Here is a 25,210-nt window from a genome sequence, read left to right on the forward strand (position 1 = left end):
ATCATCAACCTTTCCGTGAGGATTAACAGGCCGTTAACGGTCGCCGCCCGAAACTCGGGGCATCCGAATCATGCCCGACGGCCCGATCCATGCCCCGTGACGAAATGCTCCGACCACTGAAGCGGATGAGCCTGGCGCAACGCCTGTGGCGCCGCCGCCCCGGCGCGCTGCCGGTGGCTGCCCTGTCCCTCGTGCTTGCCTTCACGGCCGGGACCGCGTGGCTGATGCGCCAGCCCGCCCCCCTGGCCGGGCAGCCGGTGGTCGTCGCCGCCATTCCGGAACAGGCGGAAATCATCACCTCCTCCACCACGCCTGCCGAGGACGGCGCCCCCACGGAGGACGTGGCGGACGACACTGCGGACGGCATGATCGACCCGAACGCCATCGAGATCAGCGGCGGCGAGGAGATGGACGGCAGCGGCGCGGTGCAGGACCTTGCGCCCGAGGATGCCATGGCCCCCGAAAAGCACGAGGAGGCGATGATCATCGTCGCGCCGCACAGGGCGATGCGGGCGGCGCCCATCGTGGAGGTGACGGAAAAGTCGGCAGACGGCCCGCTGCCGCGCATCGGCGATGGCGGGCAGAAGCCCTTCGACACCTATTCCCAGGTGACGCCCATGGCGATTGTCCAGTCCGGCCGGCCGAAGATCACGCTGGTGCTGGGCGGCATGGGCCTCAACGAGCGGCTGACCAAGAAGGCGCTTGACCTGCTGCCGGGTGACGTGACGCTGGGCTTCGCCCCCTATGGCGACAATCTGCAGGCCCAGGTGAACCAGGCGCGCGGCGATGGCCACGAGATCCTGCTGCAGGTGCCGATGGAACCTGTGGGCTACCCCGCCACCAACCCCGGGCCCCGCACCCTGCTGAGCGATGCGACACCGGAGCAGAACCTTTCCGCCCTGAAATGGCTGATGAGCCGCTTCGCCGGCTATTCCGGCATCACCAACTACATGGGTGGACGCCTGCTGACGAGCGAGGAGGCGCTGCGGCCGGTGCTGGCGGAGCTCAAGTCCCGCGGCCTCGCCTATCTCGAGGATGCCAGCGTGAAAAAAACGCGGACCTCCCGGCTGGCGCGGGAACTGCGCCTGCCGGTGCAGCACGCCACCATGGTGATCGATGCCGACCCCAGCGCCGCGGCCATCTCCGCCGCCCTCGCGCAGCTGGAGAAGGAAGCCCGGAAGCACGGCTCTGCCATCGCCACCGGTTCGGGCCTCGACATCACCATCGAAACCGTTGCGGAATGGGCCAAAACCCTGCAGGAGAAGGGCATTCTGCTGGTGCCCGTGAGCGCCGCCTACAAGGGAAGAGCCACCTGATGAGCAAGCATGACGAGATCACCGCCTATCGCCCCTGCGTCGGCGTGATGCTGATCAACAAGGCGGGCCTCGTATGGATCGGCCGGCGCTTCGACAAGCAGAATGACGAGGGCAAGGGCCACTGGTGGCAGATGCCGCAGGGCGGCATCGACAAGGGCGAGGACGTGCGCGCTGCAGCGCTGCGTGAACTGGCCGAGGAAACTGCCGTCACCTCGGCCGAGATCATCGCGGAGTCCAGCCGCTGGTACAATTATGACCTGCCCGAACACCTGATCGGCAAGTCGTGGAACGGCAAGTATCGCGGCCAGACCCAGAAATGGCTCGCGCTCCGCTTTACCGGCGACGATTCCGAAATCGATCTTGCCCCGCCCGGCCACAAGCAGGAATTCGACCAGTGGCGCTGGGCCCGCATGGACGAGCTGATGGACCTGATCGTGCCCTTCAAGCGCCAGGTCTATGCGCAGGTGCTGGCGGAGTTCCGGCACCTCGGGGCGTGAGGTTGCCCCGCGCGGCAAAGCCATCTAAATCGCATGCCATGTCCAGAGCCCAGATCGTCCAGATCCTCATCACCCTGTTCGGCATCGCGCTTGCGGTGATCGTCTTCCTGTTCGGGCCCTATGACATGCTGGTGAACGGGATCATCGCCTTCGTGATCTTCGTGCTGGCGGGCATGGCGGCGGCGATCGCCTATGCCCGGCTGGCGAAGAAGGGCTGAGGACGTGCCGCACTTCATCTTCGACTGCGACGGCGTGCTGGTCGATTCCGAGCCGCTGTCGATGCGGGTGGACGTCGCCATCCTCGCCGAGAACGGCGTCGTCATGAGCGAGGAAGACGCACACCGGCGCTTCGTCGGCCGCACCTTCGCTGCCATGCTGGATGAGATGCAGCAGGAATTCGGCGTGACCTTCCCGGCCGATGCCTCGGCGCAAAAGGACCTGCGCCTGCTGAAGCTTTACGAAACGGACCTGCGCGCGGTCGATGGTGTCGAGTCGGCACTCGAGGCGCTGGGCCCGCAGCATTTCAGTGTCGCCTCGAACTCTCCCTATGAGCGGGTCGAAACCGCGCTGCGCATCACGGGCCTTACCCGCTTCTTCGGCAACCGCATCACCACCTTCGAGCATGTGGCGCGCGGCAAGCCAGAGCCCGACGTGTTCATCGAGGCGGCCCGCCGGGCAGGCTACAAGCCGGAAGACTGCATCGTGGTCGAGGATTCGGTTACCGGCGTCACGGCGGCGCACCGCGCGGGCTGCAGGGTGCTGGGCTTCACCGGCACCCACCCGCACCCCGAGGAGCAGGCGCCGAAGCTCGTCGCGGCGGGTGCCCGCATCACTTTCGCGAGGATGAGCGACCTGCCGGAAATCCTGTCCGAAAGAATACTTTGACATTGCACTGCAACACGCCCATATGGGGCCTGTCGCACGAGGCCGACAGGAATACGTGAGGCGCAGCCAGGCTGCAGCCGTTCCGGCCACCAAGAGACGCGACACTCCCGAACATACCTTTCACGTGGGTAGGTTTCAGCGCCCGCCCGGCCTGGATCAGATTCCCTGATTCCGGCGCTTCGGACATGGCTTGCGCTGCCCACTCATGCTCCGAAGACCGAAAGAAGATTAGACGTGACCAATTTTACCGACCTCAACCTCTCCGAACCCCTGCTCCGTGCGTTGACCGCCGAGGGCTACGAGAAGCCCACCCCCATCCAGGCGCAGTCGATCCCCAGCCTGCTCGCCGGCCGTGACCTGCTGGGCATCGCCCAGACCGGCACCGGCAAGACGGCCGCCTTCGCGCTGCCCATCCTGCAGAAGCTGGCCGCCCACCCCGAGCGCGCCCAACGCGGCACCTGCCGTGCGCTGATCCTGTCGCCCACGCGTGAGCTTGCCGCCCAGATCGGCGAGAGCTTCCGCGTCTATGGCAAGTTCCTGAAGGTGACGCGCGCCGTCGTCTTCGGCGGCGTGTCGCTGAACAAGCAGGTCGACATCCTGCGCGGCGGCGTCGACGTCGTGGTGGCCACCCCCGGCCGCCTCGTGGACCTGATCGAGCGCAAGGCGCTGACCCTGTCGAAGGTCGAGATCTTCGTCCTCGACGAAGTCGACCAGATGCTCGACCTGGGCTTCATCCACGCGATCCGCAAGATCACAGGGATGCTGCCGGCCCAGCGCCAGAACCTGTTCTTCTCGGCCACCATGCCGAAGGAGATCTCGGGCCTCGCCAACAACCTCCTCACCGATCCGGTGCGCGTGGAAGTGACCCCGGTCGCCACCACCGCGGAGCGCGTGAACCAGTCCGTGATCCATGTCGACCCGGCCAACAAGGCAAAGCTGCTCGCAGCATTGCTGGCCGACAACAACATGACGCGCACGCTGGTCTTCACCCGCACCAAGCACGGCGCCGACAAGGTGATGAAGCACCTCTCCAACGCGGGCTTCACCGCCGCGGCGATCCACGGCAACAAGAGCCAGAACAACCGCGAGCGCGCACTCGCCGGCTTCAAGGCGGGCAAGATCCTCGTCCTCGTCGCGACCGACATCGCGGCCCGCGGCATCGACGTCGATGGCGTGAGCCACGTCGTCAACTACGACCTGCCGCATGTGCCGGAGTCTTACGTCCACCGCATCGGCCGCACGGCGCGCGCCGGGGCCGATGGTTCGGCCATCGCCTTCTGCACGCCGGAAGACCGAGGCCTGCTGCGTGACATCGAGAAGACCATCCGCGCCCAGGTGCCGGTGGTCGAGCATGAGCTTGGGCTGAAGGGTGTGCAGCAGCTCGCCCCGACCTTCGGCTGGCAGCCGGTGAAGGACAAGCCGCAGACCGGCAAGCCCCACCACCGCGGCCAGAAGCCCAACCGCAACCACGGTGGCGGCAACGCCAACGGCCAGCCCCGCCAGGGCAAACCGCAGGGCCAGAAGCCGCAGGGCCAGAAGGCCCACGCGCCGAAGCGCGATGGCGGCAACAATGGCGGCGGCCAGCAGGCCCCCAAGCGCACCGGCGGCGGCAGCTGGATGACCGAACTCGGCAAGCGCCAGGGTTAAGCACCGTCTCGGGACCAATACCGATGAAGAGCCCGCCAGCGATGGCGGGCTTTTTGTTTTTCACGGTCTCCCTCTCCTTCTCATCATGCGCGGGCTCGACCCGCGCATCCTTTTCGGGCGCCGGGATAAGGATCGCCGGGACGAGCCCGGCGATGATGAGCTGAGAAAGAGTTAGCGAGCGTGAGGACGCGCGGATGCATCTCCCACAAAACAAAATCGCCGGAGCATTGCCCCGGCGATTTCAAATCCTGCCCTGACCTGCAGATCACAGCGCCGACTGCAGCGCCTTCAGCTGGTTCAGCACTTCCGTTGCCTTGCGCTGGGCTTCGCCGGGCTTGGCGTCGGCGAGGTCCTGTTCGGCGTCCTTGATCTGGCGGGCCATCACATCCGCCGTGACTTCGGCCACCGGGATCGCGACCTCGGCCAGGAGCGTGAGGCCCTGAGGGTTCACTTCCGCCATGCCGCCCTTGACGAAGATGCGCTCGGCCGCGCCGCCGTCACGGGTGACGGTGACGACGCCGGGGCGCAGCGTGGTGAGGACGGGCGAGTGGCCCGGATAGATGCCCATCTCGCCCTCGGTGCCCGGGAGCGTGACCGAGGCCACGTCGCCCGAGAACAGAAGCCGCGCGGGGCTCACGAGTTCGAAATGAAGACCAGCCATCTGGATTACGCTGCCTCGGCGGCGAGACGCTTGGCCTTCTCGATGGCTTCATCGATGGTGCCGACCATGTAGAAGGCCGGTTCAGGCAGGTGGTCATAGGCGCCTTCGCAGAGGCCCTTGAAGCCCTTGATGGTGTCTTCGAGCTTGACCTGCACGCCCGAGGAGCCGGTGAAGACGGCCGCGACGTCGAAGGGCTGCGACAGGAAGCGCTCGATCTTGCGGGCGCGGGCCACCGTCAGCTTGTCTTCTTCCGAGAGCTCGTCCATGCCGAGAATGGCGATGATGTCCTGCAGCGCCTTGTAGCGCTGGAGGATCTGCTGCACCTGGCGGGCCACATGGTAGTGCTCCTCGCCGATGACGCGCGGGTCGAGCATGCGCGAGGTCGAGTCGAGCGGATCCACCGCCGGGTAGATGCCCTTTTCGGCGATCGAACGCGACAGCACGGTGGTGGCGTCCAAGTGGGCGAAGGAGGTGGCGGGTGCGGGGTCGGTCAAGTCGTCGGCCGGCACGTAAATGGCCTGCACCGAGGTGATCGAACCCTTGGTCGTCGTGGTGATGCGCTCCTGCATGGCGCCCATGTCGGTGGCCAGCGTCGGCTGATAGCCCACGGCCGAAGGAATACGGCCAAGGAGAGCGGACACTTCGGAACCGGCCTGGGTGAAGCGGAAGATGTTGTCGACGAAGAACAGCACGTCCTGGCCCTGGTCGCGGAAGTGCTCGGCGACGGTGAGGCCGGTCAGCGCGACGCGGGCGCGGGCACCCGGCGGCTCGTTCATCTGGCCATAGACCAGCGCGGCCTTGGAACCGGCGACGGAGCCTTCCTTCGGGTTCTTGTTCACGCCCGACTCCATCATCTCGTGATAGAGGTCGTTGCCTTCACGCGTACGCTCGCCCACGCCGGCGAACACCGAGTAGCCGCCGTGCGTCTTGGCGATGTTGTTGATGAGCTCCATGATCAGCACGGTCTTGCCCACGCCGGCGCCGCCGAACAGGCCGATCTTGCCGCCCTTCGCATAGGGAGCGAGGAGGTCGACGACCTTGATGCCGGTGACGAGGATTTCGGCGGCGGTCGACTGCTCGACGAATTCAGGCGCTGCCTGGTGGATGGCGCGGCGGGCGGTGGCGCCGATGGGGCCGGCCTCGTCGACGGGCTCGCCGATGACGTTCATGATGCGGCCCAGCGTCTCGTTGCCGACCGGAACGGTGATGGGGGCGCCGGTGTTGGTGACCTTCTGGCCGCGGACCAGACCTTCGGTCGAGTCCATGGCGATGCAGCGCACGGTGTTCTCACCGAGGTGCTGGGCCACTTCGAGGACGAGGCGGTTGCCGCCATTCTCGGTCTCGAGCGCGTTGAGGATCTCGGGAAGACCACCATCGAAGGCGACGTCGACGACGGCGCCGGTGACCTGGGTGATGCGGCCGACTGCGGCCTCGCTGTTTGCCATGTGTCTCGTCCTTCCGTTCTCTTAGAGCGCTTCGGCGCCCGAAATGATTTCGATGAGTTCCTTGGTGATCTGCGCCTGGCGCTGGCGGTTGTACTTGATCGACAGCTTGTTGATCATGTCACCGGCGTTGCGGGTGGCGTTGTCCATGGCGCTCATGCGGGCACCCTGCTCGGAGGCCGCATTTTCGAGAAGGCCACGGAAAATCTGCACCGCGATGTTGCGCGGCAGGAGATCGGCCAGGATTTCGCCCTCTTCGGGCTCGGCTTCGTAGACAGCGCCGCCAAGATCGGCGGGCTTCGCACCCGAGACATCGGCCGGGATCAGACGCAGGGCCGTGGGCTTCTGCGAAATGACCGACTTGAACTCGGAGAAGAACAGGGTTGCCACATCGAACTCGCCGTTGTGGAACATGTTGAGCACCTTGTGCGCAACGGCCTGGGCCTCGGCGAACGACATCTGCTTCACGGAGCGGAAGTCGACGTGCTCGACGATGTACTTGCCATAGACACGCTTCAGCGCGTCATTGCCCTTCTTGCCGACGGTGAAGATCTTCACCGTCTTGCCCTGGGCGATGAGGCGATCGGCATGCTCGCGGGCAAGCTTTGCGATCGATGAATTGAAGCCGCCGCAGAGGCCGCGCTCGGCGGTCGCCACGATCAGCAGGTGCGTTTCATCGAAACCCGTGCCGGTGAGAAGTGTGGGCGCGCCCGCCTTGCCGCTCATGGCGGAGGCGAGGTTGCCGATCACCGCCGACATGCGCTCCGAATAGGGGCGCGCGGCGACGGCTGCTTCCTGGGCGCGGCGCAGTTTCGCCGCGGCCACCATCTGCATGGCCTTGGTGATCTTGCGCGTCGCCTTCACCGAGGCGATGCGATTGCGTAAGTCCTTGAGACTTGCCATCGGGGACCCTTAGGCGAAGGACTTGGCGAAGGCTTCGACGGCGGCCTTGAGCTTCGGCATGGTCGCATCCGAAATCGCCTTCTCGGTGCGGATCGCATCGAGGATGTCGGCATGCTTGTCGCGCACGAAGCGCAGCAGGCCGTCCTCGAAGGCCTTGACCTTGTTGACCGGCAGCGGATCGAGATAGCCGTTGACGCCGGCATAGATCACCACGACCTGCTCTTCCGTCTTCATCGGCGCGAACTGCGACTGCTTCAGGAGCTCGGTCAGGCGCGCGCCGCGGTTGAGGAGCTTCTGGGTGGAGGCGTCGAGGTCAGAACCGAACTGCGCGAAGGCCGCCATTTCGCGGTACTGCGCCAGCTCGCCCTTGATCTTGCCGGCCACCTGCTTCATCGCCTTGGTCTGGGCGGCGGAGCCGACGCGCGACACCGAGAGGCCGACGTTCACCGCCGGGCGGATGCCCTGGTAGAACAGGTCGGTCTCGAGGAAGATCTGGCCGTCGGTGATCGAGATCACGTTGGTGGGAATGTAGGCCGACACGTCGTTGGCCTGGGTCTCGATGACCGGGAGTGCGGTGAGCGAACCGGCACCCATCGAGTCGTTGAGCTTGGCCGCACGCTCGAGCAGGCGGGAGTGGAGATAGAACACGTCGCCCGGATAGGCTTCGCGGCCCGGCGGGCGGCGCAGCAGCAGCGACATCTGGCGATAGGCGACGGCCTGCTTGGAGAGATCGTCATAGGCGATCAGCGCATGCATGCCGTTGTCGCGGAAGAACTCGCCCATGGTGCAGCCGGTGAAGGGGGCGAGATACTGCAGCGGAGCCGGGTCCGACGCCGTGGCGGCGATGACGATCGAATATTCGAGCGCGCCGTTGTCTTCCAGCACCTTCACGAACTGCGCCACCGTCGAGCGCTTCTGGCCGCAGGCGACATAGACGCAGTAGAGCTTGTCCTTCTCCGGGCCTGCGATGTGGATCGGCTTCTGGTTCAGGATGGTGTCGAGGATGATGGCGGTCTTGCCGGTCTGGCGGTCGCCGATGACCAGCTCGCGCTGGCCGCGGCCGATCGGGATCAGGGCGTCGACGGCCTTGAGGCCGGTGGACATCGGCTCATGCACCGACTTCCTCGGGATGATGCCGGGCGCCTTCACGTCGACGCGCTTGAACTGCTTGGCGTTGATCGGGCCCTTGCCGTCGATCGGGTTGCCCAGCGCGTCGACGACGCGGCCGAGGAGCTCCTTGCCGACGGGGACTTCGACGATGGCGCCGGTGCGCTTCACCGTGTCGCCTTCGCGGATCTCGCGGTCCGAACCGAAGATCACGATGCCGACGTTGTCGGTTTCGAGGTTGAGGGCCATGCCCTTCATGCCATTGGCGAACTCGACCATTTCGCCGGCCTGCACGTTGTCGAGGCCGTAGACGCGGGCGATGCCGTCACCGACGGACAGCACCTGGCCGATTTCGGAGACCTGGGCTTCCTTGCCGAAGTCCTTGATCTGCTTCTTGAGAATGGCGGAAATTTCGGCGGCGCGAATGTCCATCAGGCGGTTCCCTTCATGGCGATCTTGAGTGTCTGGAGCTTGGTCTTCAGCGAGTTGTCCATCATGCGGGAGCCCACCTTCACGATGAGGCCGCCGAGGATCGAGCTGTCGACGCGGGTTGAGAGGGCGACGTCACGGCCGAGCGATGACTTGAGCGCGGCCTTGAGGTCTTCGAGTTGCTGGCCCGAGAGCGGCTCGGCCGAGGTGACCTCGCCCGCGATCTCGCCCTTGGAGGAGGCGAGCAGCGTGGCATAGGCCTTGATCATGTCGGGAACGGCGCTGAGGCGGCGGTTCTTGGCCGCCAGCTTCAGGAAATTGAGGGTCGCACCGGTGATGCCGAGCTGGCCGGCGACGGCGCCGAGCGCCGCGATCTGGTCCTCGGAGGAAAACACCGGCGAGCGCACCAGGCGGGCCAGGTCTTCCGACTGGTCGATGGCGGACTGGAAGGCGTGGAGCTGGCGGCTCACCTCTTCGGTGGCCTTCTCCTCGGATGCGAGTTCGAAGAGCGCGCTGGCATAGCGGCCCGGAACCCCGGAAACTGTCTGATCTGTGGTCGCCACGATCCGTCTTTCACTCGCTTTTGGGCCTGCGCATCAATGACTTGGCGCCGTGCCGCTGGAATGTCTGGGAGGCCGGCATGCAAGGCTGCACACCCACGGTCCGAGGCCCCCGCCCCGCCGCGCGCGTTGGCTATCACATGGGGAATGGACTCGCAACCACGTTCACGCGACGGATTGCCGCGACTTTGGTGGGTGCAATCCGGGCGGCGTGTTGTCACCAAGCACTACTCCCTCAGCTCGTCACCCCAGCGAAAGCTGGGGCCCAGCTTTGGCGGCCGCGGGCGGGGAATTTCACTCGGAAACCAGCGTCGCCAGCACATCAATCTCATCGTGCAGATCGCGCCAATCGGGGTTCATTTTCTCTATGATCTCGATCTTCCAGTCCCGCTTCCACGCCTTGAGCTGCTTTTCTCGGCGGATAGCCACTTCCATCAGCAGGCGATGCTCGTACCAGACCAGCCGGTTGGTGCCATAGGTGGAGGTGAACCCCGGCGTGGTCCCATTCTTGTGGGCGCAGACACGGGTCCACAGATCGCTGGTCACGCCGATGTAGATGGTGCCGCGGTAACGGTTGGAAGCATGTAGACCGCGGGGTGTTTCTCGACCTGCATGACGTTACGTCATACACCGAACCCTGCATCCAAAAAAAGCTAGGCCCCAGCTTTCGCTGGGGTGACGGCTTGTGAGGGTGGTGTGAGCCAAACAAAAAACCCGCCGGGGGAGGACCGGCGGGTTCTTCGTGGGTCAGGTCCTGAAGGCCCTGACGCGGGCCACGTGGCCCAGCTGGTATCGTTTCAGGCCCATGTCGGCCAGGTCCTCGTCCGACAGCGCTTCGGCTTCGGCGCGGGCCTTGCGGTAGGCCTTCAGTTTCCGGCTGCGGCCCAGGCGTTCGAGCAGGGAGGCCGGGAAGAATGTCATTGGCGGGCCGCTTCCCGGGCAAGCCGCGGAATGTCGGAGCGCGAGATGCCGAGATCGGCGAGCTCACGCGACGTGAGCTGCTCGAGCTCCTGGACGGTGCGGGAATAGCGCTTCCAGGTGGAGTAGCGGGACTTGAGAACTTCGAACATGTGTCATCCCCCTTGAGATGATGGGCCTTTGGTTGCTTTCAACGAGAGGAAATTTAGGTGCGGTGCAACAAAATGAGAATTGCAAATTCTGCATGCCTCGCTTTACAATAGCTAAAACAGCATCTTAATCACACGTTCACATTGCCACATTCCTGCTGCATTGCCGCAAAAATGAGCCTGCCGCCGCTCAGGCAACCGGCAATCATGCCGAATAATCATGCAGATCCTTGCGATTGGACAAACCGCGCACCCCCGCGGCGGGTTTATGCTGCCGCGATACCGTGCAGCCCGGAGGACCCGTCATGACCGCAGCCCCCTACCAGACCCCCTATGACCGGATCGGTGGCGAGGAGGGCGTGCGGCGCCTGGTGAAGGTGTTTTACGACCTGGTCGAGACCGAACCCGAGGGCGCGCCGCTGCGCGTCATGCACAACCAGGGCAATGGCCTGGCGCATGCGCGGGAGGCCCAGTTCATGTTCCTGTCGGGCTTCCTCGGCGGCCCGCAGCTCTATGTCGAGCAGTATCGGCATTCCAACGTGCGCCAGATGCACAACCACCTGGCCATCGGCGAGGTGGAGGCGCAGTCCTGGCTTCAGTGCATGGAGAAAGCCCTTGAGACCACGGCGGATGAGGACACCCGCCGCGTGCTCATGCAGACCTTCACGCGGGTGGCGACGGCGCTGCGCAACCAGCCGCCGGCGGACAACCCGCTGAAGGTCACTTCAGCTTGATGCAGAAGTGCTTCCTGACCGGCTTCTCGATCTTCCAGGTGCCGGCGAAGCCCGGCTCCACCGTGAAGGCGTCGCCCGGCTGCATGGTCACCGGCTGGCCGCCGTCCGGCGTGATGGTGATCTGGCCGTCGATCAGGTGCACGAATTCATAGGCGCCATAGGTGGCGTGCCAGGTGCCCGGCGTTGCCTCCCAGGTGCCGCTGATCACGCTGCCGTCGGCCGAGGTGTGCTGCACCCAGGTCTTCATGGTTGGGTTGCCCTCGACCTTCTTCCAGCCGTCGAGATCGCCGGTGATGGGCTCGGGGCCAGGGGCGGGAAAGCGGAAAACGACGTCAGCCATGTTGGTTGCCTCCTTCACATGGTGTGAGTGGAAAAGCACGCTCGGATCCCGGTGAAGAAACAAACTTAAATCGTTTGCCGAGTCAACAAAGCAAAAGGCCCGGGGAAATCCCCGGGCCTTCGGCAATCGAACGAACGCTCCGGCTTAGAACAAGCCGACGATCTGGCCCTTGTCGTCGAGCCCGATGACTTCCGCTGACGGCACCTTGGGCAGGCCGGGCATTGTCATGATGTCACCGCAGATGACCACGATGAATTCGGCACCCGCCGACAGGCGGACTTCGCGCACCGGCAGCACGTGGTTGGTCGGCGCGCCCTTGAGGTTCGGGTCGGTCGAGAACGAGTACTGGGTCTTGGCCATGCAGATCGGGAACTTGCCGTAGCCCGCCGCTTCCCAGGCCTTGAGCTGGTCGCGCACCGACTTGTCGGCCACCACGTCGTCCGCACGGTAGATCTCGCGGGCGATGGTCTTGACCTTGTCGAAGAGCGAGACATTCTCGTCGTAGATCGGCTTGAACTGGGCCGAGCCCTTGTCGGCGAGTTCGGCGACATGCTTGGCCAGCGCCTCGGTGCCCTTGCCGCCTTCGGCCCAGTGGGTGCAGCGGAAGGCCTCGACGCCATGCGTCTTGCAGTAGTCGATCACGGCCTGCACTTCGGCATCGGTGTCCGAGATGAAGTGGTTGATGGCGACCGCGATCGGCACGCCGAACTTCTTCACGTTCTCAATGTGGCGGCCGAGGTTGGCGAGGCCCTTCTTGAGCACTTCGACGTTCTCGGTCTTGAGCTCGTCCTTGGCCGCACCGCCATGCATCTTCAGCGCGCGGACGGTGGCGACGATGACGGTGGCCGAGGGCGAGAGGCCGGCCTTGCGGCACTTGATGTCGAAGAACTTCTCGGCACCGAGGTCAGCGCCGAAGCCCGCTTCGGTGACGACGTAGTCGGCGAGCTTCAGCGCCGACTGGGTGGCCATCACCGAGTTGCAGCCATGCGCGATGTTGGCGAAGGGGCCGCCATGCACGAAGGCCGGGTTGTTCTCGAGCGTCTGCACGAGGTTCGGCTGCAGTGCGTCCTTGAGGAGCACCACCATGGCGCCGGGCGCCTTGATGTCCTTGGCCAGCACCGGCGACTTGTCCTTCTTGTAGCCGATGACGATCTGGCCGATGCGGCGCTCGAGATCCTCGATCGAGGTCGAGAGGCAGAGGATGGCCATGATCTCGGAAGCGACCGTGATGTCGAAGCCCGCTTCGCGCGGATAGCCGTTGGCAACACCGCCGAGCGAGCAGACGATCTCGCGCAGCGCGCGGTCATTCATGTCCATGACGCGGCGCCAGGCGACGCGGCGGGTGTCGATGCCGAGCTCGTTGCCCCAGTAGATGTGGTTGTCGATCATGGCGCTGAGCAGGTTGTGCGCCGAGGTGATGGCGTGGAAGTCACCGGTGAAGTGCAGGTTGATGTCTTCCATCGGCACGATCTGGGCATAGCCGCCGCCGGCCGCACCGCCCTTCATGCCGAAGCAGGGGCCGAGCGAAGGCTCGCGCAGCGCCACCATGGCCTTCTTGCCGATGCGGTTGAGGCCGTCGCCGAGACCCACGGTGGTGGTGGTCTTGCCTTCGCCGGCAGGGGTCGGGTTGATGGCGGTGACGAGGATGAGCTTGCCGTTCTTCTTCGACTTCAGGCTGTCGATGTAGGAGAGCGCCACCTTGGCCTTGGTGTGGCCATAGGGGATCAGGTCCTTCTCGGGGATGCCGAGGCCCTTGCCGATCTCCATGATCGGCTTCATTTTCGCCTCGCGGGCAATTTCGATATCGCTCTTCACCGTGGCCATTCGTCCGTTTCCCTTGTGTGGATGAGATTTCCCAGCAGTAAAATTACATTACTGGTGGGAAATGTCGATTACCTTTTTGGCGGCCCCGCGAAGCGGGCAGGGTCCGGCGCGGAACCCTGATCCGAAGGCGCGGCAGTCATGACGGGGTGTGTCTTGCTACAGGGCTTTCCCGCATGCGATGCCTTTTGCGACGCTTCTCGGAGTTTTCTTCCAGCGCCCTTTGTTTTCAGGATGATGACGCATGCGCAACTTTGAACGCCCCGGCCGCTCGGCCGCCTACGGCACCCGCGGCATGGCCGCCACATCGGCCCCGCTGGCCACGCTCGCCGCCATCGACACCCTTCGCGCGGGCGGCAATGCGGCGGACGCGGCAGTGGTCGCCTCCGCCGTGCTCTGCGTGGTGGAGCCTGCCATGACCGGGGTGGGCGGTGACTGCTTCGCGCTCGTCGGCACGCCGGACGGCAAGGTTTCGGGGCTGAATGCCTCCGGCCGGTCGGGCCTGGCGGCAGATTCCGAATGGCTCAAGGCCTCGGGCCTCGCCGAGATCGCCATCCGTTCGATCCATGCCATCACCGTGCCGGGCGCCATCGACGGCTGGGCGGAACTCCTGAGGAAATTCGGCACCATGGACCTCGCCGAGGCGCTGAAGCCCGCGATCCGCATGGCCGAGGAAGGAGTGCCCGTCACGCCGCGCGTCGCCTGGGACTGGCCGGAGGACACGCCCTTCCTCGAAGCGGACGCGGGCGGCCGCGTGCATTGCCTGAAGGACGGCCGCACGCCCAAGGTCGGCGAGATCATGCACTATCCTGCATTGGCCCGGAGCATGCGCCTGATCGGGAAGGAAGGCCGGGATGCCTTCTACAAGGGGGCGATTGCCGAGGACATCGTGGCGACGGTGCGCGCCAAGGGCTCGCTCCTCACCATGGATGATTTCGCCGCCCATCAATCGACCTGGGTGAAGCCGATCTCGACGGAGTTCATGGGCCACGAGGTGCTGGAAATTCCGCCATCGGGCCAGGGCCTCACCGCGCTCATTGCCATGAACATCGTTTCGCAGATCGGGCTCCGCCGCCATGCGCCCGACTCGGTCGAGCGCCACCACATCGAGATCGAGGCGATGAAGATCGCCTGGGAACTCAGGAACCGCCACATCGCCGACCCGGACTTCCACGAGGTGCCGGTGGACGAACTGCTGTCGGCCAAGACCGCCCAGAGGCTCGCCGCGATGATCGACATGAACCGCGCGCTCGACATCGACACGGCGATGCGCAACTCCGACACCATCTATCTCTCGGTCGTCGACGAGAAGCGCCTCGCCGTCTCCTTCATCAACTCGGTCTATGACGGCTTCGGCTCCTGCGTCGTCACGCCGAAGACGGGGATCGCGCTGCAGAACCGCGGCGCCTGCTTCGTGACCGACCCCGGTCACCCCAACTGCATCGGGCCGCGCAAGCGCCCGCTCCACACCATCATCCCCGCCATGGTGAAGAAGGATGGCCTCGTCGACATGAGCTATGGCGTGATGGGCGGCGACTACCAGCCCATGGGCCACCTGACGGTGGCCGTGAACCGCTATGTCTACGGCATGGACCCGCAGGAGGCGATCGACTGGGCGCGCTATTTCCCGAAGGCGGGCAAGGTGCAGGTCGAGAGCACCGTGCCGGAGCACGTGAAGGACGGCCTGATGGCCAAGGGCCATGCCCTGGTCGCCCCGCCCTGGCCCCTTGGCGGCGGCCAGGCCATCGCCATCGACCGCGAGAACGGCGTGCTCGTCGGCGGGTCCGACCCGCGCAAGGACGGCTTCGCGCTGGGGTATTAGAGTTAAAGGCAGAAGGGTTTCCCCTCCCCCTTGTGGGGAGGGAAATCTGTGCTGCAACCCACCCAATGCTCCGCCACCCCAGCGGAAGCTGGGCCCCAGCTTTGCGTCAGCAAATGCGGTGAGAAAGCTGGGTGCCAGCTTTCGCTGGCATGACGGCGAAGAGGGGGTGCGGGGTGCGGCGCGGCAATTCATCGTCGTCGTTAAGAATTGCTTTCAGCCTCTCGCTTTAGACTCCGAGGCTCGATTCTCTGAAGGAAGACCATCGTGGGCGAACTATCCGGGTTGACGGACCGTGCGGCGGCAGATTCGGGGCTGGCGGCCTATCACTGGGACGTGGCGCAGGACGTGATCTCCTGGTCGCCCTGGGCCTCGAAGGTATTGGGCTGCGATCCCGAGACGGTGGCGACCGGCCGCCAGTTCGCCGCACTCCTCGACCCCGACAACCTCACCAGCCGCTATGACACGGTGATGCGCGGCGGCGAACATGACGTGGGCGGCGGCGTTCCCTTCCGCATCGAGTACCGCTTCATGCCGCAGGGGCGCACCGGACGGGCCAGCCAGTGGCTCGAGGACCAGGGCCGCTGGCATGCGGGCCTCGATGGCCGCCCCGCGCATGTGTTCGGCACGCTCCGCCGCATCGACGAGCGCCACCGGCAGGACCAGCAGCTGAGCTATCTCGGCCATTGCGATGCCCTGACCGGCCTGATGAACCGCGGCCGCATGATGGAATCCCTCGGCGGCGCCATGGCGGCGGCCGAGCGCGAGAGTTCCGCCTGTTCCTTCCTCATCATCGCCGTCACCAATCTCGCCACCGTCAACGAGGCCTATGGCTTCGAGGTGGCGGACGAGGTGATCCTCGCGGTGGGCAACAGGCTCGCCCGCGTGGCCCGTGCGGGCGACGCGGTGGCGCGCTATTCCGGCTCCAAGTTCGGCATCGTCCTCAACAACTGCAGCCGCGAGGACCTGGCCTTCGCTGCCGAGCGCTTCCTCGGCACCGCGCGCGAGAGCGTGATCGAGACCGAACGCGGCCCCATCTGGGCACTGCTCTCCATCGGCGCCGTCGTCACGCCCCAGCATGCCGCCGACCCCGCCATGGCGATCGCGCGCGCCGAGGAGGCCCTGACCCAGGCGCGCAAGCAGCCGGCCGGCGACGTGGTGATCTACGAGCCCTCGGAACAGCGCCGCTGCGAGCGCAGCGACAATGCAAGGCATGCCGCCGAGATCGTGCGCTGCCTGAAGGAGAACCGCTTCCAGCTCGCCTTCCAGCCGGTGGTCGATGCCGCCAGCGGCGAGCCCGCCTTCCACGAGGCGCTGCTGCGCATGACCAGCGACGACGGCCGCATTGTGCCTGCTGGCCACCTGATCCCCGTGGCCGAGACGCTGGGCATCGTCCGCCTGATCGACAAGGCCGTGGCGGAGATGGCGGTGGACGTGCTCGCCCGCCACCCGGCGGCGGTGATCTCGCTCAACATGTCCGGCACCACCGCGACCGACCCGCGCTGGTACCCCGAGATCCTCTCCATCATCGCGAAGAACCGCGAGCTCGCCGGCCGCATGATCATCGAGATCACCGAGACGGTGGCGCTGGGCGACCTGACCCATGTCATCCGCTTCGTCGAGGAGCTGCGCTTCCTCGGCTGCAGCGTGGCGATCGATGATTTCGGCGCGGGCTTCACCAGCTTCCGCAGCCTGCGCGCCCTGCCCGTCGAATACCTCAAGCTCGACGGCTCCTTCTGCCGCGAACTCTCGCTCAATGACGAGAACCAGTATTATGTGCGCGCCCTCATCGACCTCGCCCGCACCTTCGGCATCAGGACGGTGGCGGAATGGGTGGAAACCGAGGCGGATGCGATGCTGCTGCGCCAGTGGGGCGTGGACCTGATGCAGGGCCGGCTCTTCGGCATGGCGGAGCTGAGCCCGCCCTGGAACGAGGACGTGCCCCCCGCCCGCCTCACCATCGCCGGCTTCGAAAAGGACCTCGAGGGCGAGCTCGCCAAGCTCAGACGCGCCATCTCGCTGCTCGACCGCGCCTTCCCCGGCCGTGAGGAGCCGCTGCGCCCGGCGGAACCGAGCTTCGCCGACCTCGTCAGCGATACCGCGGCACAGCGCAGGGCGCGCTGAGCCGCAACTACTTGTTGGTGAGGGTGTCGAGCTTCTGCTGCATCGCAGCAAGCTGGTCCTTCAGCGCCTGCAGGTCGTCCCTCGACCCGCTGGCAGAACCCTGCTGGGCCGGCTTGCCCGGTGCCGGGGCGCCCGGAACGGCTCCGCCCATGGCGGCGGCGAAGGGGTTGAACACCTTCATCGCGTCGCCGAACATGGCCATGTTGCGCTGGGCGGTGTCCTGCATCGCCTTCAGGGCGTCGCCGCCCCAGGCTTCCAGCAGCTGCGAGCGGAACTTTTCCTGCTCCTTGCCGAGATTCTCGAGCGAGAACTCGAGATAGCCCGGCACGAAGGCCTGCATCGAATCGCCATAGAATCGAATGAGCTGGCGCAGGAAGTTGATGGGCAGCAGGTTGGTGCCCTTGTTCTCTTCCTCGAAGATGATCTGGGTCAGCACCGAGCGGGTGATGTCCTCGCCCGTCTTGGCGTCATAGACCAGGAAATCGGTGCCCGACTTGACCATGGCCGACAGGTCGTCGAGGGTCACATAGGTGCTTGTGGACGTGTTGTAGAGCCGCCGGTTGGCGTATTTCTTGATGACCACGGCGCTCTGCGGCGCTGCCTTCTCTTCACTCACCGGCGTCCTCCTACTCGACGTGGCCCATGCCGATTGAACCGGACTTTTGGGGCCTCTCCCGTCACAAAAGCTTGCTCTCCGCACTGCACAATTGCAAGCGCAAAAAAACTTCGGCAGCGCCACATTCAAGACCTATGTCGCATTGCACATAGGGTGATAAAGAACGCATAAGCTCAAGCCAAAATCAGCAACAGGAGGCATCATGGCCGGGTCTGGAAATGGGATTGTCATCGTCTCTGCGGCGCGTACGCCCGTAGGGTCCTTCAATGGTTCGCTGTCGAGCGTGCCGGCGAGCTTCCTCGGCTCGGTCGCCCTCAAGGCGGCGCTGGAACGCGCCAAGGTCGACGGCGCGGAGGTCGACGACGTGATCCTCGGCCAGATCCTGACGGCCGGCCAGGGCCAGAACCCCGCCCGCCAGGCCTCGGTCAATGCCGGCATCCCCAAGGAAACCCCGGCCTGGGGCATCAACCAGCTCTGCGGCTCCGGCCTCCGCGCCGTGGCGCTGGGCATGCAGCAGATCCTCTCGGGCGACGCCAAGATCGTCGCCGCCGGCGGCCAGGAATCGATGAGCCGTGCGCCGCACGCCGCCTATCTCCGCGAGGGCGTGAAGATGGGCGACTATTCCATGGTCGACACCATGATCAAGGACGGGTTGTGGGACGCCTTCAACGGCTACCACATGGGCACCACCGCCGAGAACGTCGCCAAGCAGTGGCAGATCACCCGCGACATGCAGGACGAGTTCGCGGTGAAGAGCCAGAACAAGGCCGAGGCCGCTCAAGGCTCCGGCAAGTTCAAGGACGAGATCGCCCCCGTCACCATCTCCACCCGCAAAGGCGACGTGGTGGTGGACAGCGATGAATACATCAAGAAGGGTGTCACCCTCGAGGGCGTGCAGAAGCTGAAGCCCGCCTTCGCCAAGGACGGCTCGGTCACCGCCGCCAATGCCTCCGGCATCAATGACGGTGCGGCCGTCGTGCTGCTGATGAGCGAGGCGGAAGCCAATCGCCGCGGCCTGACCCCCATGGCCCGCATCGCGTCCTGGGCGTCGGTCGGCGTCGATCCGGCGATCATGGGCTCGGGCCCCATCCCCGCCTCCCGCGCGGCGCTGAAGAAGGCCGGCTGGAATGTCGCCGACCTCGACCTCGTGGAGGCCAACGAGGCCTTCGCGGCGCAGGCCTGCGCCGTCAACAAGGACATGGGCTGGAACACCGACATCGTGAACGTGAACGGTGGCGCCATCGCCATCGGCCACCCGGTCGGCGCGTCGGGCGCCCGCGTGCTCAACACGCTGCTCTTCGAGATGGGCCGCCGCAACGCCAAGAGGGGTCTCGCCACGCTGTGCATCGGCGGCGGCATGGGCATCGCCATGTGCGTCGAGCGGTAACATGAACTTTCCCTCCCCCCTGCGGGGAGGGACAAAGGGTGGGGGTGGCGCCGGGTGACGGGTGCCTGAAACCTGGCTCCGGAATCACCCCCACCCCTTCCCCTCCCCACAAGGGGGAGGGCAACAGACATGATAATCACCGAGGAGGACACAATGGGACGGGTAGCAGTGGTGACCGGCGGCAGCCGTGGCATCGGGGCGGCGATTTCGAAGGCGCTGAAGGCGGCGGGATACAAGGTGGCCGCCAATTATGCCGGCAATGACGAGGCCGCGGCCAAGTTCAAGGCCGAGACGGGCATTCCCGTCTACAAGTGGGACGTCTCGAACTACGAGGCCTGCGTCGCCGGCCTGAAGCAGGTCGAGGCCGATCTCGGCCCCGTCGAGGTGCTGGTCAACAATGCCGGCATCACGCGCGACGCCATGTTCCACAAGATGACCGCCCAGCAGTGGAACGAGGTGATCAACACCAACCTCAACTCGCTGTTCAACATGACCCAGCCCGTCTGGGGCGGCATGCGGGACAGGAGCTTCGGCCGCGTCATCTGCATCTCCTCCATCAATGGCCAGAAGGGCCAGATGGGCCAGGCCAACTATTCCGCCGCCAAGGCGGGAGACATCGGCTTCGTCAAGGCGCTGGCCCAGGAAGGGGCCGCCAAGGGCATCACCGTCAACGCCATCTGCCCGGGCTATATCGGCACCGAAATGGTCCGCGCCATCGCCCAGGACGTGCTGGAAAAGCGCATCCTGCCGCTGATCCCGGTGGGCCGCCTCGGCGAGCCGGAGGAAATCGCCCGCGCGGTGGTCTTCCTCGCCTCCGACGACGCGGGCTTCATCACCGGCTCGACCATTTCCGCCAATGGCGGCCAGTACATGATGTGAGGCACGCCCTCATTCAGCCGTCCGAAGCCCGCGCTTGACGCGGGCTTCTTCTTTTCGGAACAAGGGTTCATGGAACTCAGCGCACAGGACCTGACCTGCGAACGCGGCGGACGCATCGTCTTCCGCAGCGTGTCGCTGTCGCTGAAGCCAGGCCAGCTCATGCAGCTGACGGGGCCGAACGGCTCCGGCAAGTCCTCGCTCCTGCGCCTGATCGCCGGGCTGAACGAAAGCCAGACCGGCTCCGTAACGCTTGCCGGTGGATCGGAGGACCTGAGCATCGGCCAGCAGGCGCATTACGTGGCGCACCAGGAGCCGGTGAAGGGTGCGCTCAGCGTGTTCGAGAACCTGGCCTTCTGGCGCGACTTCCTCGGCGGCGGCGATGTCGACGAGGCGCTCGAGGCCTTCAACCTGTCGCGGCTCTCTTCCTATCCCGCAGGCCTGCTCTCCGCCGGCCAGAAGCGCCGCCTGGCACTCGCCCGCCTCGTGCTCGTGCCGCGCGTGCTGTGGCTGCTGGACGAGCCGACGGTGGGACTCGACACAGCATCGCTCGCCCGCCTCGTGGGCGTGATGGCGGCACAGCTCGACCAGGGCGGCATGATCATCGCCGCCACCCATGTGCCGCTCGGCCGCGAACCCGATGTGCGCCTCGACCTGGGGGGGGCGCCATGAACCTCATCCTCGCCCTCATCCGGCGCGACCTCACGCTCACGCTGCGCCAGGGCGGTGGTGTCGGCACGGCACTCGGCTTCTTCCTCTGCGTCGTCGTGCTGCTGCCCATCGGCATCGGGCCGGACCAGGCGCTGCTCGCCCGCATTGCACCCGGCGCCCTGTGGATCTCGCTGCTCCTTTCCGTGCTGCTCTCGGCCGACCGCATCTACCAGCAGGACTACGAGGACGGCTCGCTCGACATCATGACCATGGGCCCCGTGCCCTTCGAGATGGTGGCGCTCGCCAAGTCGGTCGCGCACTGGCTGTCGACCAGCCTGCCGCTGGCCATCGCCGCCCCCATCCTCGGTTTTCTCGTCAATCTCGAGCCGGAGGCGATCCTGCCGCTCGCCATCGCCATGGTGGTGGGTTCCATCGCCCTCTCGCTCATCGCCTCGATCGGGGCGGCCGTCACGGTGGGGTTGCGGCGCGGCGGGCTGCTCGTCTCGATCCTCGTGCTGCCGCTCTATGTGCCAGTGCTGATCTTCGGGCTCTCCGCCAGCCAGCCCAATGCCGCGCCCGGCCTCACGGCCGCCTCGCTCCTCATTCTCGGGGCCATCGCGCTGGTCAGCCTCGTCGTCTCCCCCCTTGCCTCGGCTGCGGCACTGAGGTCCTATCTCAAGTGACCGGCACCCATTAGATAAGCTCCATCATGCAGTTCCTTGCCAACCCGACCCGTTTCCTCAGAATCGCCAATGCGGTGCTGCCTTACGTCTGGGCCATCACCGTGGCCCTCTTCGCCGTGGGCCTCTATGGCGCGCTGGTCACCGCACCGCCCGACTACCAGCAGGGCGAGACGGTGCGCATCATGTATGTGCATGTGCCCGCCGCCTGGATGGCGCTCTTCGTCTATACCGTGATGGCGCTGGCAAGTGCCGTCGCCGCGATCTTCCGCCACCCGCTGGCCGATGTTGCCGCCAAGACCGCCGCCCCCATCGGCGCCGTCTTCTGCTTCCTGTCACTCGCCACGGGTTCGCTCTGGGGCAAGCCCATGTGGGGCGCCTGGTGGGTGTGGGATGCGCGCCTCACCTCGATGTTCGTGCTGATGCTGCTCTATATCGGCTACATGGCCATCTGGGCGGCGATCGAGGAGCCGCATCGCGCCGCCATGGTGGCGCGCGTCGTTGCGCTCGTTGGCTTCATCAACATCCCCATCGTCAAGTTCTCGGTGGACTGGTGGAACTCGCTGCACCAGCCGGCCAGCGTCTTCCGCATGGACGGGCCGACGATCGCCGGCCCCATGCTGTGGCCGCTGCTGGTGATGGGCCTTGCCTATACCTTCCTGTTCCTGGCCCTGCACCTGACCGCGATGCGCGCCGAGATCGCGGCGCGCAAGATCCGCCAGATCCACATTGCCGAGATCGGAGAGCGCTGATGGATTTTTCCGCCAACCATGTGGGCTTCGTCATCGCCTCCTATGCGCTGACGTTCCTGTGCCTCGCCGGCCTGATCATCGCCACGCTGGGGCGTGACCGGAAACTCCGCGCGCAGGTGGAGCGACTCGACACCCAGCGCAGGAAACCCCGCTGATGAGCACCGCCGAAGCGCCTGAGAAGCGGTCCCGCCTGTGGCTGGTGCTGCTGCCGGTCATCGTCTTCGCAGCGCTCGCGGCGCTGTTCTGGAAGGGCCTCTCCGGCACGCCGAACCAGATCCCTTCCGCCCTCATCAACAAGCCGGTGCCGGACTTCGTGCTGAACGCCGTGCCCGGCCTCAACGTGCCGGGCTTCGACGACGAGACGCTGAAGCAGGGCAAGGTGACGGTGGTGAATGTCTGGGCCTCATGGTGCGCGCCCTGCCGCATCGAGCACCCGCTGCTCACCGAGCTCGCCAGGCGGCCCGACATCCAGCTCTTCGGCATGAACTACAAGGACGAGCCGCAGAATGCGGTGGAATTCCTCTCCACCCTGGGCCAGCCCTTCGCCGCCGTGGGCATGGACCGCGACGGCCGCACCGGCATCGACTGGGGCGTCTATGGCGTGCCCGAAACCTTCATCGTCGATGGCCAGGGCATGATCCGCTACAAGCACATCGGCCCGCTGACGCCCGAAGCCATTGCCGGCGAAATGGCGCGCGAGATCGAGAAGGCCAAGGCACCGCTCGCCGGCAGCGGCTCATGACCGTCACCCTCGGCAGCCGCGCCGACCTGACGCTGGAGGCCGCCCGGCGCGTCGCCTGGGGTGGCGAGCCCGTGGCCCTGGGCGATGCCGCGAAGCTGAAGATCGCACAGGCCCGGCAGGACTTCCTCACGCTCATCGCGCGCGAGGACATCGTGATCTATGGCGTCAACACCGGCTATGGCCACCAGGCCAAGCGGCGGCTGACGCCGGCGGAGCGGACGGAGCAGGCGAAGGCGCCCACCCACCACCGCGCCGCCTCCTGGGGTGACCCGCTGCCGCAGCGCGTGCTGCGCGGCATCGTCCTCGCGCGGCTCGCCAATGTCATCGAGGGCCATGCCGCACTCTCGCCGCATGTGGCGGACGCGGTCGTCGCCATGCTGGGTGGCGAGTCGCTACCCCCCGTGCCCGCGCGCGGCCAGGGTGGTGCCGGCGAGATCCTGTCGCTGTCCTATCTCTTCCTGCCACTCTCACAGACTGTGGAACTGGCCGAGAAGGACCTTCTCTCGCTGATCAACGGCTCGCCCGCGGCCTCGGCACTGGTCACCGATGCCGCGCTGGCCGCGCGCGCAAGGCTCGAGCTGGTGGCCGATGTCTTCGCCCTTGCGGCAGAAGCCTTCAACGCACCGCTCGGTCATTTCGCGGCGGAACTCGAAACGCTGTGGAACAACCCGCATGATGCCTGGGCGCTCGACGCCCTGCGCCGCCGCATCGGCGGCGGCCATGGCGGCGAGCGCCGCCCCTATCAGGCGCCGGTGTCGATCCGCATCATGCCGCGCATCTTGGGCGAGGCGCACCGCGCCATGGCGGCCGCCGAAACCATCGCCGCCCAGTCACTCGCCGCGGTGAGCGACAATCCGGTGGTGTTCCCCGCGGGCGAGCGGCTTGGCCCGGACGAGGTGGTCTCGACAGGGGGCTATCACAACGCCCAGGCGCCGGCCGCCATGGATGCGCTCACCGCAGCGGATGCCAATCTCGCCGTCCTCTGTTCGCGCGTCGCATCCAAGCTGCAGGATGGACCGGTGTCGCTGCTGCCGCCCTTCCTCGGTTATCCGGAGGGCCGCGACTATCTTGGCTGCCTCGCCATGGCGATGGTGGGCTATGAGGAGGAGATCCGCATGCTGGCGCAGCCCACCCTGCTGCCCGGCTCCGAATCCGGCGGCTTCGCGCAGGATGACGTGGCCTCGCCCGTCTTCCTCGCCTGGACCAAGCAGGAGAAGGCGGGCGAACTGCTGGAGCTTTCGCTCGCCAGCCTTGCCCCCGTCGCCCTGCGCGCCTTCGACGTGACGGGGCGCCCCGTTCCGGAGGCGTTACGGCCGCTCGCCGCCCAGATCCGGCAGCATTTCCCGGATGATGGCGAGGTGACGGCCATGGGCCAGCGCTGCGCCAGCCTGGCGGCGGGCTTCAGGGCGCGGGTCTATTCGGCTTAGGGGTGGAGGGGTCAGGCCCGCTTGCGGGTCTTGATCTTGCGGACAGGCTTGGCCGGTTCCTTTTCCTCGATGCGGTCCATCTCGGCGGCGAGCACGGCCAGATTGTCGATGAAGGACTTGCGGTCGGAAGACGGGATGAGGGAGAGCAGCTGCTTGTCGACCTCGTCAGCCCCGGGCTGGGCCATCTTCAGCATCTTCTTGCCCACCGTGGTGATGCGGATCGAGTTGGTGCGGCCGTCGTCCTTGGTGCGCTTGCGCTGGAGATAGCCCTGGGCCAGCAGGCGTGCCACGAGATCGGCCAGCGTCGAGCGGTCGATGCCGGTGAGCTTGACGAGCTCGGTCTGGCTCTTGCCGTCATTGGCATCGACCGCGAGCAGAACGGTGAACTGGCGATGCGTGAGGCCAGACTTCCCCACCTCGCCCATGTAGATGAGGTTCGAGTATTGCGCCGCCCGTTTCAACAGGTGGGATGGTGAACGCGAGAACTGCTTCACGTCCTTGGTCGTTGTCATGCGCCCCGTCTCCTGCCCGCGCGCCCGAGGTCTGCCTCACGCTGCGCGTAAAATTCTGGTGCCATCTCTGGCTTGTCCGATGCTCAACAGCGTGGGGACCCACCCCAGCGGAGCCGCGCACAAGTAGCGGCTCGGATTTTGCGCTGCAAGCAAAAAGCGGTGTGGAAATTCCGTGGATGCCCTTTGCCCGGTCCTGAGTTAAGATGATCCGCACA

At 65.9% G+C, this 25,210-nt stretch carries 28 protein-coding genes; 16 read left to right on the top strand and 12 right to left on the bottom strand.

The annotated features are described in order from the left end of the window. The first annotated feature begins 125 nt into the window (after positions 1 to 125). The 5 genes from DK847_RS07395 (at position 126) to DK847_RS07415 (ending at position 4,345) form a co-directional block, all read left to right on the top strand. Entirely contained in the window at positions 126 to 1,316 is a 1,191-nt protein-coding gene (locus DK847_RS07395) for a divergent polysaccharide deacetylase family protein (RefSeq protein ID WP_161957184.1), read from the top strand. Next, complete coding sequence (locus DK847_RS07400) at positions 1,316 to 1,813, top strand: RNA pyrophosphohydrolase (RefSeq protein ID WP_111197388.1); 498 nt, start codon at positions 1,316 to 1,318, stop codon at positions 1,811 to 1,813. Before DK847_RS07395 ends, DK847_RS07400 begins: the two co-directional genes overlap by 1 nt. Positions 1,814 to 1,851: 38 nt before the next feature. Next, complete coding sequence (locus tag DK847_RS07405) at positions 1,852 to 2,031, top strand: hypothetical protein (protein ID WP_111197390.1); 180 nt, start codon at positions 1,852 to 1,854, stop codon at positions 2,029 to 2,031. Positions 2,032 to 2,035: 4 nt separating this feature from the next. Continuing rightward, a complete protein-coding gene (locus tag DK847_RS07410) occupies positions 2,036 to 2,698 on the top strand; it encodes an HAD family hydrolase (protein WP_161957185.1) in 663 nt (220 codons plus the stop codon). 234 nt (positions 2,699 to 2,932) lie between these two features. Then, complete coding sequence (locus tag DK847_RS07415; protein WP_111197393.1) at positions 2,933 to 4,345, top strand: DEAD/DEAH box helicase; 1,413 nt, start codon at positions 2,933 to 2,935, stop codon at positions 4,343 to 4,345. Positions 4,346 to 4,610: 265 nt separating this feature from the next. Here the strand turns inward: DK847_RS07415 and DK847_RS07420 are convergent, their stop codons facing one another. The 8 genes from DK847_RS07420 to DK847_RS07455 form a co-directional block, all read right to left on the bottom strand. Then, entirely contained in the window at positions 4,611 to 5,006 is a 396-nt protein-coding gene (locus tag DK847_RS07420) for a F0F1 ATP synthase subunit epsilon (RefSeq protein ID WP_111197395.1), read from the bottom strand. A 5-nt stretch (positions 5,007 to 5,011) separates the two neighbouring features. Continuing rightward, on the bottom strand, positions 5,012 to 6,451 hold the full coding sequence (atpD, locus tag DK847_RS07425; RefSeq protein ID WP_111197397.1) for a F0F1 ATP synthase subunit beta: 1,440 nt from the start codon (positions 6,449 to 6,451) through the stop codon (positions 5,012 to 5,014). 21 nt (positions 6,452 to 6,472) lie between these two features. Then, positions 6,473 to 7,351, bottom strand: a complete 879-nt coding sequence (locus tag DK847_RS07430) for a F0F1 ATP synthase subunit gamma (protein ID WP_111197398.1) — start codon at positions 7,349 to 7,351, stop codon at positions 6,473 to 6,475. Positions 7,352 to 7,360: 9 nt separating this feature from the next. Continuing rightward, on the bottom strand, positions 7,361 to 8,890 hold the full coding sequence (atpA, locus tag DK847_RS07435; RefSeq protein WP_111197400.1) for a F0F1 ATP synthase subunit alpha: 1,530 nt from the start codon (positions 8,888 to 8,890) through the stop codon (positions 7,361 to 7,363). Then, complete coding sequence (locus tag DK847_RS07440) at positions 8,890 to 9,450, bottom strand: F0F1 ATP synthase subunit delta (RefSeq protein WP_111197402.1); 561 nt, start codon at positions 9,448 to 9,450, stop codon at positions 8,890 to 8,892. The genes atpA and DK847_RS07440 overlap by 1 nt, the downstream gene beginning before the upstream one ends. Positions 9,451 to 9,741: 291 nt before the next feature. Continuing rightward, positions 9,742 to 10,005: a GIY-YIG nuclease family protein gene (locus DK847_RS07445; protein WP_111197403.1), complete on the bottom strand. Its 264-nt coding sequence runs from the start codon at positions 10,003 to 10,005 to the stop codon at positions 9,742 to 9,744. A gap of 189 nt (positions 10,006 to 10,194) precedes the next feature. Continuing rightward, complete coding sequence (locus DK847_RS07450) at positions 10,195 to 10,368, bottom strand: DUF1127 domain-containing protein (protein ID WP_111197405.1); 174 nt, start codon at positions 10,366 to 10,368, stop codon at positions 10,195 to 10,197. After that, positions 10,365 to 10,517: a DUF1127 domain-containing protein gene (locus DK847_RS07455; protein ID WP_111197406.1), complete on the bottom strand. Its 153-nt coding sequence runs from the start codon at positions 10,515 to 10,517 to the stop codon at positions 10,365 to 10,367. Before DK847_RS07455 ends, DK847_RS07450 begins: the two co-directional genes overlap by 4 nt. A gap of 302 nt (positions 10,518 to 10,819) precedes the next feature. Between DK847_RS07455 and DK847_RS07460 the strand changes: the two genes are divergently transcribed. Next, positions 10,820 to 11,248 (top strand): group II truncated hemoglobin, encoded by a 429-nt coding sequence (locus tag DK847_RS07460; protein ID WP_111197407.1) that lies wholly within the window; start codon positions 10,820 to 10,822, stop codon positions 11,246 to 11,248. Here DK847_RS07460 and DK847_RS07465 read toward each other — a convergent pair. After that, positions 11,235 to 11,588, bottom strand: a complete 354-nt coding sequence (locus DK847_RS07465) for a cupin domain-containing protein (protein WP_111198121.1) — start codon at positions 11,586 to 11,588, stop codon at positions 11,235 to 11,237. The genes DK847_RS07460 and DK847_RS07465 overlap by 14 nt on opposite strands. A 144-nt stretch (positions 11,589 to 11,732) precedes the next feature. Further along, on the bottom strand, positions 11,733 to 13,412 hold the full coding sequence (locus DK847_RS07470) for a formate--tetrahydrofolate ligase (protein ID WP_111197409.1): 1,680 nt from the start codon (positions 13,410 to 13,412) through the stop codon (positions 11,733 to 11,735). A gap of 241 nt (positions 13,413 to 13,653) precedes the next feature. Between DK847_RS07470 and DK847_RS07475 the strand changes: the two genes are divergently transcribed. Next, positions 13,654 to 15,231: a gamma-glutamyltransferase family protein gene (locus DK847_RS07475; RefSeq protein WP_111197411.1), complete on the top strand. Its 1,578-nt coding sequence runs from the start codon at positions 13,654 to 13,656 to the stop codon at positions 15,229 to 15,231. A 264-nt stretch (positions 15,232 to 15,495) separates the two neighbouring features. Next, entirely contained in the window at positions 15,496 to 17,352 is a 1,857-nt protein-coding gene (locus DK847_RS07480) for a bifunctional diguanylate cyclase/phosphodiesterase (protein WP_146256070.1), read from the top strand. 7 nt (positions 17,353 to 17,359) lie between these two features. Here DK847_RS07480 and phaR read toward each other — a convergent pair whose 3' ends face one another. After that, the gene (phaR, locus tag DK847_RS07485; RefSeq protein WP_111197415.1) at positions 17,360 to 17,968 is read right to left on the bottom strand and encodes a polyhydroxyalkanoate synthesis repressor PhaR; all 609 of its coding nucleotides are present in this window, start codon (positions 17,966 to 17,968) and stop codon (positions 17,360 to 17,362) included. A gap of 202 nt (positions 17,969 to 18,170) precedes the next feature. Here phaR and DK847_RS07490 point away from each other — a divergent pair, with 202 nt between their 5' ends. The 8 genes from DK847_RS07490 to DK847_RS07530 all read left to right on the top strand — a co-directional run bounded on the left by DK847_RS07490 (position 18,171) and on the right by DK847_RS07530 (position 24,483). Next, on the top strand, positions 18,171 to 19,355 hold the full coding sequence (locus DK847_RS07490) for an acetyl-CoA C-acetyltransferase (protein WP_111197416.1): 1,185 nt from the start codon (positions 18,171 to 18,173) through the stop codon (positions 19,353 to 19,355). A gap of 153 nt (positions 19,356 to 19,508) precedes the next feature. Further along, positions 19,509 to 20,234 (top strand): beta-ketoacyl-ACP reductase, encoded by a 726-nt coding sequence (phbB, locus tag DK847_RS07500; protein ID WP_111197420.1) that lies wholly within the window; start codon positions 19,509 to 19,511, stop codon positions 20,232 to 20,234. Between the two features lie 69 nt (positions 20,235 to 20,303). Then, entirely contained in the window at positions 20,304 to 20,903 is a 600-nt protein-coding gene (ccmA, locus tag DK847_RS07505; protein WP_111197421.1) for a heme ABC exporter ATP-binding protein CcmA, read from the top strand. Next, a complete protein-coding gene (ccmB, locus tag DK847_RS07510) occupies positions 20,900 to 21,565 on the top strand; it encodes a heme exporter protein CcmB (protein ID WP_111197423.1) in 666 nt (221 codons plus the stop codon). The genes ccmA and ccmB overlap by 4 nt, the downstream gene beginning before the upstream one ends. Positions 21,566 to 21,591: 26 nt before the next feature. Then, the gene (locus DK847_RS07515; protein ID WP_111197425.1) at positions 21,592 to 22,314 is read left to right on the top strand and encodes a heme ABC transporter permease; all 723 of its coding nucleotides are present in this window, start codon (positions 21,592 to 21,594) and stop codon (positions 22,312 to 22,314) included. Continuing rightward, the gene (gene ccmD, locus DK847_RS07520; protein WP_111197426.1) at positions 22,314 to 22,469 is read left to right on the top strand and encodes a heme exporter protein CcmD; all 156 of its coding nucleotides are present in this window, start codon (positions 22,314 to 22,316) and stop codon (positions 22,467 to 22,469) included. Before DK847_RS07515 ends, ccmD begins: the two co-directional genes overlap by 1 nt. Further along, on the top strand, positions 22,469 to 23,056 hold the full coding sequence (locus DK847_RS07525) for a DsbE family thiol:disulfide interchange protein (RefSeq protein ID WP_111197428.1): 588 nt from the start codon (positions 22,469 to 22,471) through the stop codon (positions 23,054 to 23,056). Before ccmD ends, DK847_RS07525 begins: the two co-directional genes overlap by 1 nt. After that, positions 23,053 to 24,483 (top strand): aromatic amino acid lyase, encoded by a 1,431-nt coding sequence (locus DK847_RS07530; protein ID WP_111197429.1) that lies wholly within the window; start codon positions 23,053 to 23,055, stop codon positions 24,481 to 24,483. The genes DK847_RS07525 and DK847_RS07530 overlap by 4 nt, the downstream gene beginning before the upstream one ends. 11 nt (positions 24,484 to 24,494) lie before the next feature. Here DK847_RS07530 and DK847_RS07535 read toward each other — a convergent pair whose 3' ends face one another. After that, positions 24,495 to 24,995 carry a MarR family winged helix-turn-helix transcriptional regulator gene (locus tag DK847_RS07535; protein ID WP_111197431.1) on the bottom strand — a complete coding sequence of 167 codons (501 nt, stop codon included), beginning with the start codon at positions 24,993 to 24,995 and terminating at the stop codon, positions 24,495 to 24,497. Between the last annotated feature and the right edge of the window lie 215 nt (positions 24,996 to 25,210).

It is taken from the genome of Aestuariivirga litoralis, from assembly GCF_003234965.1.
Taxonomy (GTDB): Bacteria; Pseudomonadota; Alphaproteobacteria; order Rhizobiales; family Aestuariivirgaceae; genus Aestuariivirga; species Aestuariivirga litoralis.